Annotated in this window: 12 protein-coding genes and 1 pseudogene; 5 read left to right on the top strand and 8 right to left on the bottom strand. The window is 64.9% G+C overall.

Annotation, left to right across the window (positions count from 1 at the left end; genetic code table 11):
- Window positions 1-52: 52 nt before the first annotated feature.
- Both RFN28_RS11150 and RFN28_RS11155 read right to left on the bottom strand, forming a co-directional pair.
- Complete coding sequence (locus RFN28_RS11150; RefSeq protein ID WP_320287391.1) at window positions 53-1876, bottom strand: ABC transporter ATP-binding protein/permease; 1824 nt, start codon at window positions 1874-1876, stop codon at window positions 53-55.
- Window positions 1877-1983: 107 nt separating this feature from the next.
- Window positions 1984-2766: a class I SAM-dependent methyltransferase gene (locus RFN28_RS11155; RefSeq protein WP_320287392.1), complete on the bottom strand. Its 783-nt coding sequence runs from the start codon at window positions 2764-2766 to the stop codon at window positions 1984-1986.
- A gap of 194 nt (window positions 2767-2960) precedes the next feature.
- Here RFN28_RS11155 and gloB point away from each other — a divergent pair, with 194 nt between their 5' ends.
- Window positions 2961-3728, top strand: a complete 768-nt coding sequence (gene gloB, locus RFN28_RS11160) for a hydroxyacylglutathione hydrolase (protein WP_320287393.1) — start codon at window positions 2961-2963, stop codon at window positions 3726-3728.
- 66 nt (window positions 3729-3794) lie between these two features.
- Window positions 3795-4226 carry a cupin domain-containing protein gene (locus tag RFN28_RS11165; protein ID WP_320287441.1) on the top strand — a complete coding sequence of 144 codons (432 nt, stop codon included), beginning with the start codon at window positions 3795-3797 and terminating at the stop codon, window positions 4224-4226.
- A gap of 140 nt (window positions 4227-4366) precedes the next feature.
- On the opposite strand, the gene RFN28_RS11170 is transcribed toward RFN28_RS11165, so the two are convergent.
- The 3 genes from RFN28_RS11170 to RFN28_RS11180 form a co-directional block, all read right to left on the bottom strand.
- A complete protein-coding gene (locus RFN28_RS11170; RefSeq protein WP_320287394.1) occupies window positions 4367-5038 on the bottom strand; it encodes a lysoplasmalogenase in 672 nt (223 codons plus the stop codon).
- Window positions 5035-5922, bottom strand: a complete 888-nt coding sequence (yddG, locus tag RFN28_RS11175; RefSeq protein ID WP_320287395.1) for an aromatic amino acid exporter YddG — start codon at window positions 5920-5922, stop codon at window positions 5035-5037. The genes RFN28_RS11170 and yddG overlap by 4 nt, the downstream gene beginning before the upstream one ends.
- 89 nt (window positions 5923-6011) lie before the next feature.
- Complete coding sequence (locus tag RFN28_RS11180) at window positions 6012-6803, bottom strand: DUF3108 domain-containing protein (protein ID WP_320287396.1); 792 nt, start codon at window positions 6801-6803, stop codon at window positions 6012-6014.
- A gap of 254 nt (window positions 6804-7057) precedes the next feature.
- On the opposite strand from RFN28_RS11180, the gene rpmB reads away from it, so the two are divergent.
- The 3 genes from rpmB (at window position 7058) to RFN28_RS11195 (ending at window position 10011) form a co-directional block, all read left to right on the top strand.
- On the top strand, window positions 7058-7354 hold the full coding sequence (gene rpmB, locus RFN28_RS11185) for a 50S ribosomal protein L28 (protein ID WP_040973570.1): 297 nt from the start codon (window positions 7058-7060) through the stop codon (window positions 7352-7354).
- 113 nt (window positions 7355-7467) lie between these two features.
- Window positions 7468-8145: a queuosine precursor transporter gene (locus RFN28_RS11190; protein ID WP_320287397.1), complete on the top strand. Its 678-nt coding sequence runs from the start codon at window positions 7468-7470 to the stop codon at window positions 8143-8145.
- An 87-nt stretch (window positions 8146-8232) separates the two neighbouring features.
- Window positions 8233-10011 carry a GtrA family protein gene (locus tag RFN28_RS11195; protein WP_320287398.1) on the top strand — a complete coding sequence of 593 codons (1779 nt, stop codon included), beginning with the start codon at window positions 8233-8235 and terminating at the stop codon, window positions 10009-10011.
- Window positions 10012-10084: 73 nt separating this feature from the next.
- Here RFN28_RS11195 and RFN28_RS11200 read toward each other — a convergent pair.
- The 3 genes and pseudogenes from RFN28_RS11200 to cobS form a co-directional block, all read right to left on the bottom strand.
- Window positions 10085-11086, bottom strand: a pseudogene (locus RFN28_RS11200) (esterase-like activity of phytase family protein).
- Window positions 11083-12981: a cobaltochelatase subunit CobT gene (cobT, locus tag RFN28_RS11205; protein WP_320287399.1), complete on the bottom strand. Its 1899-nt coding sequence runs from the start codon at window positions 12979-12981 to the stop codon at window positions 11083-11085. The pseudogene RFN28_RS11200 and the gene cobT overlap by 4 nt, the downstream one beginning before the upstream one ends.
- A gap of 52 nt (window positions 12982-13033) precedes the next feature.
- The gene (gene cobS, locus RFN28_RS11210; RefSeq protein ID WP_320287400.1) at window positions 13034-14020 is read right to left on the bottom strand and encodes a cobaltochelatase subunit CobS; all 987 of its coding nucleotides are present in this window, start codon (window positions 14018-14020) and stop codon (window positions 13034-13036) included.
- Window positions 14021-14109 lie beyond the last annotated feature (89 nt).

The following is a 14109-nucleotide window of genomic DNA, read 5'->3' on the forward strand; positions in this document are numbered from 1 at the left end:
GGCAGGCTCCGACCACGTCGGGATTGTTCCCGGCGATCGCGGCAAAATAAAGCTATTTTCCGGCGCGCGCCGCGGCCGGTGGAGGCTCGATCGCCCCAGCGCGAAGGCGGGCCGGCTTGAGCGCCGTTCCGCCGCTGTCCTTGAGGATGGTGAGCGCGCGCGGGAAGAACTGGGTGTTGTGCAGGCCGCGCCCGATATTGAGGATCGCAGCGCCTGGCAGCCGGGTCTCCAGCATCGCCAGCACGCGCCGCAGCGTGGCTCCGTCGAACGTATCCAGCGCCTCGTCGATGATCACCCATCTTGGTTTCCTGAGGGCGAGCCGGGCAAAAGCGAGCAGCCGCTGCTCGTCGTCGGCCAGTTCATGCTCCCAGCGCGCCGAGCGGTCGAGCTGGGACGACAGTCGCTCCAGGCCGACCTCGCCGAGCACCGCCGAGATCTCGGCGTCGTCGATCTTGGCGCCTTCGGCATGGTTGAGCACGTCGCGCAGCGTGCCGAGCGGGAAATAGGGCGTGCGCGGCACGAAGAATGGCGTTTCCCCGGCCGGCATGCCGATGCGCCCCCCTCCCCATGGCCAGAGGCCGGCAATGGCGCGGAAGAACAGCGTCTTGCCGGCGCGCGGATCGCCGGTGATCATGACGCGTTCGCCGGCCTGGACTTCGACGCTCGTCTCGGCAAGCCTGGTGCAGCCGTCGGGCGAGGCGACCTCGAGCTTGTCGAATGTCAGCTTGCCGTTTGCGTTCTCGCCGAACTCGATCCGTTTTGCCCGGTGGTGCAGGATATCCGTTTCGCCCAGCGCGATGCGGAAGTCGGCAACGCGCATCAGCGTTGCCCGCCAGTCGGCGATGGCGCCGATATTGTTGATGAACCAGCGCAGCGAGGAATTCACCTGGTTGAAGGCGCCGACCGCCATCATCAGTCCGCCGAAGCTGATGTCGCCGGCGAAATAGACCGGCGCGGCGACCAGGATCGGCGCGACCACGGTGATCCAGCCATAGGCGTCGGTGACCCAGGACAGATTGATCTGCGCGCTGTAGATGCGCCGCATGGCGCCAAGCACGGTGCCGAGATCGAGCTCGAGCTGCCGCCTGGCGTCCCCCTCGCCATGCGCGAGCGCGATGGCGTCGATATTCTCGTTGACCCGGACCATGGAGGAGCGCAGCTCCGCCTCGCGCGCATAGCGATCGCTGTTGAACCGGATCAGCGGCCGGCCCACCAGCCAGCTCAGCCAGGAGGCGATGCCGGCATAGAGGATCGCCGCCCAGACCATATAGCCGGGTATCGCCAGCGAATAGCCGCCGACATGGAAGACGAAGCCGGAAGAGAGTTCCCACAACACGCCGATGAAGGACACAAGCAGGATGAAGGATTGCAACAGGCCGACGCCGAGATCGGTCGACAGATCCGAGAGATGCCCGGCATCCTGCTGCATGCGCTGGTCGGGATTGACGCCGATGGCTCCCGCATGGGTGAGCCGGAAGGCGCGCGCCGGCAGCATCCATTCATCGATCAGGTCCAGCGTCAGCGCCTCACGCAGCTTCAGCCGGATCGTCTGGTTGAGCCAGGTCTGGCCGACATTGAGCACCAGCAGGCTGGCGGCGATTTCGGCAAAAACCACCAGCTGGTGCAGGAAGGCTGGCAGGTCGCGCCGCGCCAGCGCATCGTAGAAGGGCTGATTCCAGCGGTTCAGTATGACCTGCCCGATCGAGGTCGCGACGACGACGCCGACAATGCCGATCGAGGCCCACAGCAGTTGCCTGCGCACCGGCGACGTCTTCAGCGCCAGCCTGATTGCCACCAACTGGTCGGAGAGGCTGCTGGTCTCCACCGAGAACTTAGGCTGTTCGGTGCCGGGTTTGTGATACACTTGGTCATCCATATGCGTGATCCCTGCATTCGGGAGCGTCGTCTGCGCCGACGCCGCACCGCGAACCTGTCCCCCGAGATAAGGTGATGATTGCCCTGCGGCGCAAGGCTTCACCCCGATTACGAACGCGTCACCCGCTTGCCCGGCGGCATCGGGCCGGCACCCCGGCGCCCGAGCGTCGTCGCGCCCTGCGGCGAGAAGACGGGCACGAAAACGCGGCGCGAGGCGCGCTGCACGACAGGCACACCCTGGTAGAGCCGCTTCTGCGCCTCGACGACGATGACGCCGGAAAAGATTGGCCAGAACCGCCGGCCGGCGCGCTCCAGCACGTTGTGGAACTGCATCATGAAGCGGCGCGGCGACGGCGGGAAGAACAGCGCGTCGGACCATGCGGCGGGGGTGAAATTCGCCTCGCGCAGCAATTCGGTGAGCTGGCCGCGCGAGAACGGCCGGCCGTTGCCGAAGGGGGTATGCTCGAAACGTGCCCAGACGCCGCGCCGGTTGGGCACGACGATGACGACCCTGCCCGCAGGCGACAGCACGCGCCAGATCTCGTTCAGCGTCTCGCGCGGATTTTCGACATGTTCGAGCGAGTGCACGAGCAACATGCGGTCGATGCAGGAATCGACCAGCGGCAACTCCTCGTCGAAGACGAGCGCCGTCGCCGTCGGTCCGGTCGCCGGCCAGACCACCGCCCCTTGCGTCGCCGGCATGAAGGCAAAGACGCGCTCGGCATCGGCGCCGAACCGCTCCAGCCAGGGCAGCGTATAACCGAGGCCGACCAGGCGTTCGTTCGGAACGGTTGCCCATATCGACGACAGTGCCATGGTGATCGCGCGCTCGGCCAGGCGCCCGAGCGTGGTCGAATAGAAGGAGCGAAGGTCGACGATATCGGAATGCATGGCCGGGACGGTAGCCGTGATATTCGACGAGTTCAACAAAGGCGGATGACATCGGCGGCCCGCCGCCCTATGTCTGCCGCGACTCCTGCATCGGCCCGAAATCGGTTTCGAGTTCGATGCAGCAGCCAACAAGTGTTAGAGCGCCCTTTTGTGCGTCCACCTCGACGCACGGCGCTCTGATGGAGAGCGACGAGATGCCGGTCGAAATCGAACAGTTCATGTGCCGCACCGACAATTTCGGCGTGCTGGTGCACGACCCCGAAAGCGGGCAGACGGCGATCATCGACGCTCCGGAAGAAGCCCCGATCCTGGCCGCGATCAAGCGCACCGGCTGGACGCCGACGATGATCCTGACCACGCATCATCATGGCGATCATGTCGAAGCCAATCTGGCCCTGAAGGAGCGCTTCAAGCTCACCATCGTCGGCCCGGAAGCCGAGAAGGCGAAGATCCCCGGCATCGACGAGACAGTCAGGCAAGGCTCCGTCATTCGCCTGGGCGAGGAACGGATCAATGTCATCGAAACGCCCGGCCACACAGCCGGCCATGTCTCCTACCATCTGCCGGCCTCGAAAGTGGCCTTCACCGCCGACACGCTTTTTGCGCTGGGCTGCGGCCGGCTGTTCGAATGCAAGCCGCCGGTAATGCACGAGTCTCTCAAGAAGCTTGCCGCTCTTCCGGCCGAGACCCTTATCTATTGCGGTCACGAGTACACTTTGGCCAACGCGCGCTTCGCGCTGACGATCGATCCCACCAATTCCGCGCTCAAAGAACGCGCCGCCAGGATCGAGGCGCTGCGCGCCGGCAACAAGCCGACGCTGCCGACGACGATCGGCGAGGAACTGTCGACCAATCCATTCCTGCGCTGGCACGACCCGGCGATCCGCAGGCATCTCGGCATGGAGAGGGCGAGCGATACGGAAGTGTTCGCCGAGATCCGCAAGCGCAAGGATAACTTCTAATGCATGTCGCCCAAAAGTGCGTAGCGGTTTTGGGATAACGACATGCATCAAACAGGCCTCCCTTGCATGACCAGCGCCGCCGAAATCATCGCCACGCTCGACCTCAAGCCGCATCCCGAAGGCGGCTGGTATGCCGAGACTTTTCGCGACGGCGCGGGGGGCTCACGCGGCCATTCGACAGCGATCTATTTTTTGCTCGAGGAAGGCCAGCTTTCGGCCTGGCACCGGGTGAAGGATGCGGCAGAGGTCTGGCACTTCTATGCCGGCGCGCCGCTGGCGCTAGCCATGCATGAGGAAGGCTCAGGCACCGTCATCGAACAGGTGCTGGGTGCCGCACTTGCCGCCGGAGAGCGGCCGCAGATCGTTGTGCCGGCTGGATGGTGGCAGTCGGCGCGCAGTCTTGGCGAATGGACGCTGGTCGGCTGCACGGTGGCGCCGGGGTTCGACTTCGCCGCCTTCGAGTTGGCCGAGCCTGGCTGGCAGCCGAAAAACGCTTGAGGCGCGTTGAGATTCAGGTCAGGCCGAGCTGAAAATGCTGGTTTGCGAGAACCGGAACGGATCGTACTAAAAGTACGTGAGTACCGGAAGCGCAGGAAACCGGCATTTGCAAGCCGGCATCACCTGAATATCAACGCGCCTCAGCTCAGCAAGAATCCCAAGGTGATCGCCAGTTGGGCGACGTAATAAAGCACCCAGACCGCGTAGCGCATCCAGACGCGATGCGGCGAGATCGCGGCAAGCAGGAAGCGCTCTGCCGCTAACAGTCCGTCCGAGGCCATGAACAGCACCGCGCCGGCGATCACCCAGAAATAGCTGGTGGTGAGCGCCGAAATACCCATGGCAAGGATCGCCGCGACATAGACGGCGATCGGAACGCGCAAGGCGGGACCGACGCGGCGCCAAAGGGCTGCGAGCATCACGATAACGAAGGCCGCCATCGCCAATGCAATCGCACCGCGCCACGGATCGGCGGCGAGCAGCCCGACCCCGCCGCCAGCCTTCAGGAACAGGGCGATATAAGCGACATGCGCGGCAAGAAAGCTCGCCAGTCCGCCGAGGAAGGCCTTCTCGCCGTCGCGTGACAAGAACGCGTCGCCGGCGGCGCTGAGCCCCAGCGCCGCGACGAGCAGCAACGGACCGCCCTGCATGACGGCGAGCACAGCCAGCAAGCCGACTGCAAGCGTCTTCGCGGCGGAACGGGCAAGTCGCGGCGACAGCTCGAGCGCCAAGGCATAGATCGCGGCGGCGGCGATCGAAAACAAAAGCGTCGCATTCGGATTGGCGTCGATGCCGCCCGCAAACGGCATCATGCGCTTGCTCCGCTGGTTGCCGGCTCGCGCAGCAAGAGCGACTTCGCGGCGAGCGCCGCTCCGCCGGTGATGAGCACGCAGGCCGCGAGGATGCGCAACGACGGCTCCGCCACCCCCGCGGCGATCAGCACCAGGGTCGACAAAAGCGGCGCGGCATAGCTTGCCGCTCCCAGCACCTGGATGTTGCCGCGCTTGACTCCGATATCCCAGGCATAGAAGGCGGCCCCTACCGGCATCAGGCCGAGGCCGACGACTGCCAGCCACTGGCCCGGGCCGTCAGGCAGCACGGTTTTTTCGAGCAGCAGGTGGCAGACGAACGAAAGCACCGACGTCGCCGCACAGAACCAGGTGACGATCGATGTCGGCACCGACGGGAAGCGCCGCGACAGTAGCGAATAGGACGACCACAGCAATGCGCAAACGCCCGCCATCGCATAGCCGAAGGCGTAGCGCGCGTCGAAGGCCAGCCCGCCGCCCTTGGTGACGATGAGGAAAGTGCCGGCAAGGCCAAGCAGCGCGCCGACCACATGGTTCCACGCCAGCCGCTCGCCCGGCATCAGCGCCGAGCCGAGCACGATGAGCAGCGGCCAAAGATAGGCGATCAGGCTCGCCTCGACGGCAGGCGCATTGCGCAGCGCCGTGAAGTAGAAGAAGTGGTAGCCGAACAGGCCGGCAATCCCAATCAGCCAGACCTGCCGCGGAATCTTGCGGCTCTTGTCGGGCGAAGGCATCACCAGCCTGGCGGCAAGCCCGACGCAGGTGCCGATGGCGAAAGTGATGGCCGACAACAGGAACGGCGGCACCTGCCCGGAGGCGTCGGTGAGCAGGGCAAGCAGCGCCCACATGGCGACCGCGGAAAAACCGATCAGTGTTGCGCGCCCCATAGCTGCCCCCCGGCGGCGCGCCGTGGCGCCCTCAGCAATTCCAGGAAAAGCGCCTGCGGTCTTCCGTCCGGAATTGCGTAATAAACAAACTACTCGACGGCTTCGAACCGTCTCGCGCTTATGGTCAGCGGACCGATCTGGGTCCCGACCGTGGCGCGGATCGGCGCATATACGCCGGATTGGCCGAGCGGTGCAAATGTCACCATCATGCGGCTTTTGTTCTGGAGGAACTCCAGCGCCTTGCGTCCCTTGCGGTAGCCCGCCACCGGCTCGAAGCCCATCTTGCAGGTGACGGTGTCGCCCTTGTAGCCGGGCACCGAAATCGAGCCTTTCGAGGCATAGGTCAGCGACAGGTTGGCTCGCATCTCGCCGTCATAGAACTTGACGGTCCGCCCGCAGACCTTGTCCAGGCTGTCGGCATGGATGACGGTCGCCGCCATCGGATCGAGCACCGATTTCAGGTCGCCGTCGCCAACCGGCACCCAGCTCTTGGGATCGCGCTTGCCGGGCTCGGGAACGACTTTTGTCGAGGCGACGCCGCCATTGGAAAAACGTATGTCGACCACCGAGGCCTTCTTGCCGGAGGTGTAGTCGGCCCGGAAGGCCTGCGGCCGCATCTGCTGCCCCGAAATCGTGCCTTTCGACGAGATCGTGCCCTTCGTGTCGTCGAAGAGTTTCGCGATGCCGGCGGCCGAGACGGTGCCGTTGATGGCGTAGGTATCGCCGTCGTAGCGGCTCGAAAATGTCGCCCTTGCGACCGAAAGGCCAAGGAACGACACCGTATATTCGCCCTTGAAGGACTGCGGTGGGGCAGCAGCGAAGCCGGTCGTCGGGACAGTGACGGCGAGCAGCGTGAACAGGGCATAGGATGGTCGAAGCATAGCGGGCAGCGAGTCCTCGATAGAGCCGGAAACGCAGTGGTTCCAGCCTGGCAATCCGTTCGCGAAGGGCTTATAGGGCGAATTCCGGCCTTTATATGGAGCGCGCTCGGTCGTTGCACACGTGCCGGAGCTTGACGCAGTGGCGAAATGCAACTATGGAACGCCAACTTTTCCAAAGGCCGCCTGACCGAGACCCCGCGCCGCCTGGCGCGGGCAGAATGGTTTGGCGGGTTCAGAACTGAAGGTTAGACAAGATGTCCCGCACCTGCGAGCTCACTGCCAAGGCAGTCCAGACCGGCCACAATGTGAGCCATGCCAACAACAAGACGAAGCGCCGCTTCCTGCCGAACCTGGTCAATGTGACGCTGATTTCCGAAGTGCTGAACCAGAACGTTCGCCTGCGCATTTCGGCCAACGCGCTGCGTTCGGTCGAGCATCGCGGCGGCCTCGACGCCTTCCTGGCCAAGGCCGACGCCAAGGACCTCTCGCAGCGCGCCCGCCTGCTCAAGAAGCAGATCGCCAAGAAGCTCGCCGAGCAGTCGGCCGCCTAAAGCGCCTTTCGATCGGAGGACAACCGCCTCGAGCGCCGGCCCAATCCGGCGCTTGAAACGCAAGCGAGCGTTCGACGGGACGCTCGGCTGGTTCCATTACCCAGGATAAAAAAATGAACTTCCTCAAGCGATTCCTGCCCTTCGTGGCCGCCATGGCGCTTGTCGTCGTGGCCTCGAACATCCTCGTCCAGTTCCCGATGCAAGGTCAGATCGGCGGCCTGTCGCTGGCTGACCTGCTCACCTGGGGCGCCTTCACCTATCCCTTCTCCTTCCTGGTCACCGACCTTGCCAACCGCCGTTATGGCCCAGCCGTGGCGCGCAAGGTGGTGTTCGTCGGCTTCATGACGGCGGTGATCTGCTCGATTCTCGTTCCACCCTTCCTATTCCGTCACGGCCTGATCGAATTCGAGACCCCCGCCGACCGGCTGGTGCGCATCGCGGCCGCTTCCGGTGCCGCCTTCCTCACCGCGCAACTGCTCGATGTCACCGTGTTCAACCGTCTGCGACGGCAGAGCTGGTGGCGAGTGCCGATCGTCGGCACGCTGGTCGGCTCCGTACTCGACACGCTTGTGTTCTTCGGTGTCGCCTTTTCCGCCGCCTTCGCCTTTGTCGGACCCAACGACGGCTTCGCGCTGCAGCCGGCGCCGCTGATGGGCGTGCTGCCGATCGAGACCATGCGCTGGGTGTCCTGGGCGCTGGGCGACCTCTCGGTCAAGCTGATCATCGCGGTTGTGGCGTTGATCCCCTACCGGCTGCTGGCCGCCCGCTGGAGCCAGCCCGCCTTCGCCTGACGTTCAAAGCCAGGAGATGCGGCTTTACGCTTTGTTACGCCCCATTGGTGCAGGATCGCGAAAACGATCCAGGGCATTGCGGCCAGCATGACCATCCAGGGCGCCGGTTGGAAACACGATCTCCTGCTTGCGCTCTGCGCGATGCTGGTCGTGCTGGCGATCCATGCCGTCTCCGGCTTTCCGACGATTGCGAACCTTGGCGCCGACAATGACAGCATGTTGAGGCTGGTCGAGGTCCGCGACCTGCTGGCCGGCCAGGGCTGGTTCGATCTGCACCAATACAGGATGGGCCTCGACGGCGGCTTCGTCATGCACTGGTCGCGGCTGGTCGACACGCCGATCGCGCTGATCATCCTTGCCTTCCATGCGCTGGGCGCCGGCGCCGCCACTGCGGAAAGGGCGGCGCAGATCATCTGGCCGCTCTCCCTTTACGGGCTCACCATTTTCGTCATCCTGCGCGCCTCGCGGCGTTTTGCCGGCGCGGATGTGGCGATGCCGGCCCTGGTGCTTTCCACCGCCGGGCTTTTCTTCCTTGGCATCTTCAGTCCCGGCACGCTCGACCACCACAATGTCCAGCTCCTGCTGACGGCGGCCAGCCTCTGGCTTCTGATGGAGGCTCCCTTCTGGCGGCCCGCTGCCGTCCTGTCTGGCCTTTGCGCTGGCCTCACGCTCGCCGTCGGCATGGAGACCGCTCCCTATGTCGCCGCGCTCGGCGCTTGCGCAGCCACGCTCTTCATCCTCGACGCAGGCGAGCGCTGGATCGCGCAAGGCTTCGGCGTCGGATTTGCCGTGATGGCAATAGTGGCTTTGGTCGCCACCGTTCCGCCAGCGGCCTGGGGCGTGGCGCAGTGCGATGCCTTCTCGGCCTTCCAGCTCGTGATCGCGGCGCTGTCTGGCTTCGGTCTGGCGGCAATTGCCGGTTTCTCCGGACAATCGACGGCCAGGACGCGGCTCGTCTCGATGTCGGCGCTGGCCATGCTGGTCGCGGCCGTTGCGATCGTGTTCTTCCCGCAATGCCTGGCATCGCCCTATGCCGGCATGGACGAGCGTGTCCGCACCTATTGGCTGAACGATGTCGTCGAAGCGCAGCCCTTCCTCAGCGTCGCCGCCAATCAGCCGAAGCTGATGGCCTCGCGCTATGTGACGCCCTTCATCGCGCTCCTCTTGATCGGCCTGCAGCTTGGCAGCCGCCGCTTGCGCCGCGAGGAAGCCCTTGCCGGTGTGTTGCTTGCGGTCGCATTCGCCGTCAGCCTGTGGCAGGTGCGCGGCTCGACCTTCTCGGTCGCTTTCGCAGGGCTGCCGCTCTCGACCTGGATCGCCTGGATACGCCTGCAGGCGAGCGCCGCGCAATCATGGCGCGGCTCGACCCGCATCGCGGTGGCATGGCTGGTGTCGCTCAACGCAACCTGGGCCGGCGTCGCGGTTGCCGCGCAGTCCGTTGTCCACGAGGCGCCTACGGGAGCCAATTCCGACGCCGATCATGCCGTGACCTGCGGTAAGGCGGCAGACTTCCAGGATCTTGCCGCCATGCCGGTAACCACGGTGCTTGCGTCGTCCAATCTCGGCTCGGCCATAGTGATGTTTACCGGCCACAGGGCATTGGCCGGCCCCTACCACCGCAATGCCGGCGGCAACCTCGCCATGCTCGACGCCTTCATGGGAACGCCGGACGCCGCGCACGCCGTGATCGAGCGCGAGCATGTCGGGCTGGTCGCCATATGTCGCGGCAATACGGAAGAGATATCGCTTGCGCAGGACGCTCCCACGGGCCTGGCGGCGCGGCTGCTCAAGCGAGACGTGCCGGATTGGCTGGAATTGGACAGCTCCAGCGCCGGCAAGCCGATCGCGATCTACAAGGTCCGTTGAGGATCAACGCAATTCCGGGAAAAGTGTGTAACAGTTTTCCGTCCGGAATTTGTGTAGATGCCGCGAGCCCGGCTCAATCCTGGTGCAGGATGAATTCGAGATAGAGGTTGCGCTGCAGGATCGATTGGTTGTCGTCCGACACCAGCGACACCATCAGCGCGCCGTCGTCGCGGGTCCAGACGTCGAGCCCTTCCATATTGTCGATCTGACATCAGCACCGGGCCGTCGGCGACCGCGCCCTTCTCGACGCTCTCGCCATAGATGCGCCGCAGCCGCATCTTCAGCCCGCCAGCCATCGAGAAGCCGCGTTCGAGCAGAAGCAGGTCGCCATCGGGCAGGAAGGCCCCGTCGGTGATGTCGAAATCGCCGTTGCGCTTGACAGTGAATACGCCCTTCTTCGGTCCCTCGATGACTGCGGCATAGATGTTGCCGGCCTTGTCGAGGCTCTTTTCCGAGACCACGACCAGACCGCCCTCGTGCTGGCCTTCAGGGCTGGCATACGCGACAGTCTCGAAGCCGCGGTTCTGGCGCAGCTCCCGGGTCGGAACCAGATAATCGAGCGACTTGAACGGCGCCCTCATAGTGCCCGGGTCGATCCTGAACTGGACGACGCGCTGATCCCGCTCGAAGCCGACGGTGGCGATGCCGTCTTTCACCGCGAGGCCTTCGGCGTCGACCTCCCATTTCTTGTCGATCGGCTGGCCCGATGCGTCGACCATCTGCTGCATGCGGAAATTCGACACGCCCGAGGGACGCTTGTCGGCATCATGCGCAATGGTGCCGAAGAACCAGAAGCCGGTGTCGGCGACGCCGATGAAATCGCTGCCGGGCTGGAGAAAGCGAAGCGCCGACAGCGCGCCGAAATCGCGCGACGGCGAGGTCATCTCCAGCCCCCCGACGAATTCGAGCGGTCCGAACAGTTTTTCGTCATGGCCGATGCGGTAGTAATCGGCCGCGCCGAAATCTCGACCACCTCGACCGGGGCGCGTCCCTCGGCGAATGCAGGCGCAAACGACGCGCAGGTCAGCGCGCAAGCGAAAAGCGCCTGCGGGATCCCGCCCCGCGAGAAGGTCACCCGGCGCGCCGCAAGCCGCCGCGCCGCACGTCGCGCGCGCTCTCCTCGTCGAACAACGAGGCCAATTGCTCGGTCATTGCGCCCGCCAGTTCCTCGGCGTCGACAATAGTGACGGCGCGGCGGTAGTAACGGGTGACGTCGTGGCCGATGCCGATGGCCAAAAGCTCGACCGGCGAGCGCGTCTCGATCAGGTCAATCACCGCACGCAGATGGCGCTCCAGATAATTGCCTGGATTGACCGAGAGCGTGGAATCGTCGACCGGCGCGCCGTCCGAGATCATCATCAGGATCTTGCGCTGCTCGGGCCGGCCGATCAGCCGGTTGTGCGCCCAAAGCAGCGCCTCGCCGTCGATGTTCTCCTTGAGCAGGCCTTCGCGCATCATCAGGCCGAGATTGCGGCGCGCCCGCCGCCACGGATGGTCGGCGGATTTATAGATGATGTGACGCAGATCGTTGAGCCGGCCAGGATTCGGAGGCTTGCCGTCCTTCAGCCATTTCTCGCGCGCCTGCCCGCCCTTCCACGCCCGCGTGGTGAAGCCGAGGATCTCCACCGAGACGCCGCAGCGCTCCAGCGTGCGCGCCAGGATGTCGGCGCAGGTCGCGGCCACCGTGATCGGCCGGCCGCGCATCGAGCCCGAATTGTCGAGCACCAGCGACACCACCGTGTCGCGGAACTTGGTGTCGCGCTCCTGCTTGAAGGAGAGCGGCTGCATCGGATCGATGACGACGCGAACCAGCCGCGACGGATCGAGATAGCCCTCCTCCAGGTCGAAATCCCAGGAGCGGTTCTGCTGCGCCATCAGCCGGCGCTGCAGCCTGTTGGCCAGCCGGCCAACGACGCCGGAGAGGTTTGCGAGCTGCTTGTCGAGGAAGGCGCGCAGCCGGTCGAGCTCCTCTTCCTCGCAAAGATCCTCGGCGCCGACCGTCTCGTCGAAGGCGGTGGTGAAGACCTTGTAGTCGATTTCCTTCGGCAGGTTCAGGAAGGGATTGTCGTTGCGGCGCGCTTCGCCTGGCGTCTCGGCGTCGGAATCGTCTTCGTCGGAAAGATCGTCCGAGGTGGCGTCGGTCGCCTCCGTCTCGGCCGACTCTTCCTCGTCAGCGGATGCCTCGGCATCTTCGGACTGCGACTGTTCGGAGCCGGAATCGTCCTCGCCGCCTTCCTCGCTCTGCTCCTCGCCCTGCTGCTCGTTCTCTTCGTTTTCCTCGGAGTCCTCTGTCTCCTGGTCGTCGCCGAGCTCCTCGGCCATTTCCATGGAGACGAGCATGTCGCGCACGATACGGGCAAAGGCCTGCTGGTCGTCGAGCTTGGCCGAGAGCCCGTCGAGGTCGCTGCTCGCCTTCTCCTCGACCCAGGGGCGCCACAGATCGACCAGCCGCTCGCCGCTCTTCGGCACGGCGCGGCCGGTCAGCTTCTCGCGCACCATCAGCGCCACCGCTTCCTCGAGCGGCGCGTCGGCCTTGTCCTTGACGTCGCCGAGGTTCGCCCTTGCGTATTTATCCTCGAGCATCGAACCGATATTGTCGGCCACGCCCTGCATGGCGCGGCTGCCGATCGCCTCGACGCGCGCCTGCTCGACGGCATCGAAGATGGCCCGCGCCAGCTTGCCTTCCGGCGCGAGCTTGCTGTGGATGCGCTGATCGTGACAGGCGCGCTTCAGCGCCATGGAATCGCCGATACCGCGGGTGATGGCGATGTCGTTCCTGGTGGCCTTCTTCGGCAGTTCGGGCAGGCGGGCGCGGCTGCCGGCCAGCGCGGGCCGGTCCTTGGCGAAGCTCACCTCGAGGTCCTTGTCGCCGGCGACCGCGCGCATGCAGACGGTGACGGCGCGCTTGAAGCTGTCCGCTTCAGACCCGTTCTTCGGCTTGTTGCGCGTGTTGTCGCCTGGACCCGCCATCGATCATTCCCTGCGCGATTTGACCCGAAAGGCTAAGCCTTCCGGCACGCGCCTACCCCAGCACCACATTGGCAGCGCTCTCCGGCAGGTCCTCGCCGAAGGCGCGCTGATAGAATTCGGCCACCAAGGAACGCTCCAGCTCGTCGCACTTGTTGAGGAAGGTCAGCCGGAACGCCATGCCGACGTCGCCGAAGATCTCGGCGTTTTCGGCCCAGGTGATGACGGTGCGCGGGCTCATCACCGTCGACAGATCACCGTTGATGAAGGCCGAGCGCGTCATGTCGGCGACGCGCACCATCTTGTTGACGATCTCCTTGCCCCTGTTGTCGCGATAGTGCTTGGCCTTGGCCAGCACGATATTCACCTCGTTGTCATGCGGCAGATAGTTGAGCGTGGTGACGATCGACCAGCGGTCCATCTGCGCCTGGTTGATCTGCTGCGTGCCGTGATAGAGGCCGGTGGTGTCGCCGAGGCCGACCGTGTTGGCGGTAGCGAACAGGCGGAAGGCCGGATGCGGGCGGATGACCCGGCTCTGGTCGAGCAGCGTCAGCCGGCCCGACGATTCCAGCACGCGCTGGATGACGAACATCACGTCCGGGCGGCCGGCGTCGTACTCGTCGAAGCAGAGCGCCACATTGTGCTGATAGGCCCAAGGCAGGATGCCGTCGCGGAATTCGGTGATCTGCAGGCCTTCCTTGACGACGATGGCGTCCTTGCCGACGAGGTCGATGCGGCTGACATGGCTGTCGAGGTTGACGCGCACGCAGGGCCAGTTGAGGCGCGCGGCGACCTGCTCGATATGGGTCGACTTGCCGGTGCCGTGATAGCCCGACACCATGACGCGGCGGTTGTAGGCGAAGCCGGCGAGGATCGCCAGCGTCGTCGCGCGGTCGAAGAGGTAGTCGGGATCGATGTCCGGCACATGCTCGGTCGAGCCCGAATAGGCCGGAACCACCATCCTGGAGTCGAAGCCGAATTTCTCCCTCACCGACACCGTCGTGTCGGGCAGGTTGGCGATGTCGCGATCGACCTTGTTCATCACTATCAACGTCTCCACGGGCGAAACGCCGCGTTTCGCCGGCAATCGATTTTGTTCGGGGGCGGTCTTAGAGCCTTTTCCGACCTTAT

Source organism: Mesorhizobium album, from assembly GCF_033977205.1.
GTDB lineage: Bacteria > Pseudomonadota > Alphaproteobacteria > Rhizobiales > Rhizobiaceae > Mesorhizobium > Mesorhizobium album.

Excerpts from the sequence above, each read along its gene's own strand:
- RFN28_RS11150 (WP_320287391.1), bottom strand. The coding sequence starts at position 1,876 with ATGGATGACCAAGTGTATCACAAACCCGGCACCGAACAGCCTAAGTTC.
- RFN28_RS11155 (WP_320287392.1), bottom strand. The coding sequence starts at position 2,766 with ATGCATTCCGATATCGTCGACCTTCGCTCCTTCTATTCGACCACGCTC.
- gloB (WP_320287393.1), top strand. The coding sequence starts at position 2,961 with ATGCCGGTCGAAATCGAACAGTTCATGTGCCGCACCGACAATTTCGGC.
- RFN28_RS11165 (WP_320287441.1), top strand. The coding sequence starts at position 3,795 with ATGACCAGCGCCGCCGAAATCATCGCCACGCTCGACCTCAAGCCGCAT.
- RFN28_RS11170 (WP_320287394.1), bottom strand. The coding sequence starts at position 5,038 with ATGATGCCGTTTGCGGGCGGCATCGACGCCAATCCGAATGCGACGCTT.
- yddG (WP_320287395.1), bottom strand. The coding sequence starts at position 5,922 with ATGGGGCGCGCAACACTGATCGGTTTTTCCGCGGTCGCCATGTGGGCG.
- RFN28_RS11180 (WP_320287396.1), bottom strand. The coding sequence starts at position 6,803 with ATGCTTCGACCATCCTATGCCCTGTTCACGCTGCTCGCCGTCACTGTC.
- rpmB (WP_040973570.1), top strand. The coding sequence starts at position 7,058 with ATGTCCCGCACCTGCGAGCTCACTGCCAAGGCAGTCCAGACCGGCCAC.
- RFN28_RS11190 (WP_320287397.1), top strand. The coding sequence starts at position 7,468 with ATGAACTTCCTCAAGCGATTCCTGCCCTTCGTGGCCGCCATGGCGCTT.
- RFN28_RS11195 (WP_320287398.1), top strand. The coding sequence starts at position 8,233 with ATGACCATCCAGGGCGCCGGTTGGAAACACGATCTCCTGCTTGCGCTC.
- cobT (WP_320287399.1), bottom strand. The coding sequence starts at position 12,981 with ATGGCGGGTCCAGGCGACAACACGCGCAACAAGCCGAAGAACGGGTCT.
- cobS (WP_320287400.1), bottom strand. The coding sequence starts at position 14,020 with ATGAACAAGGTCGATCGCGACATCGCCAACCTGCCCGACACGACGGTG.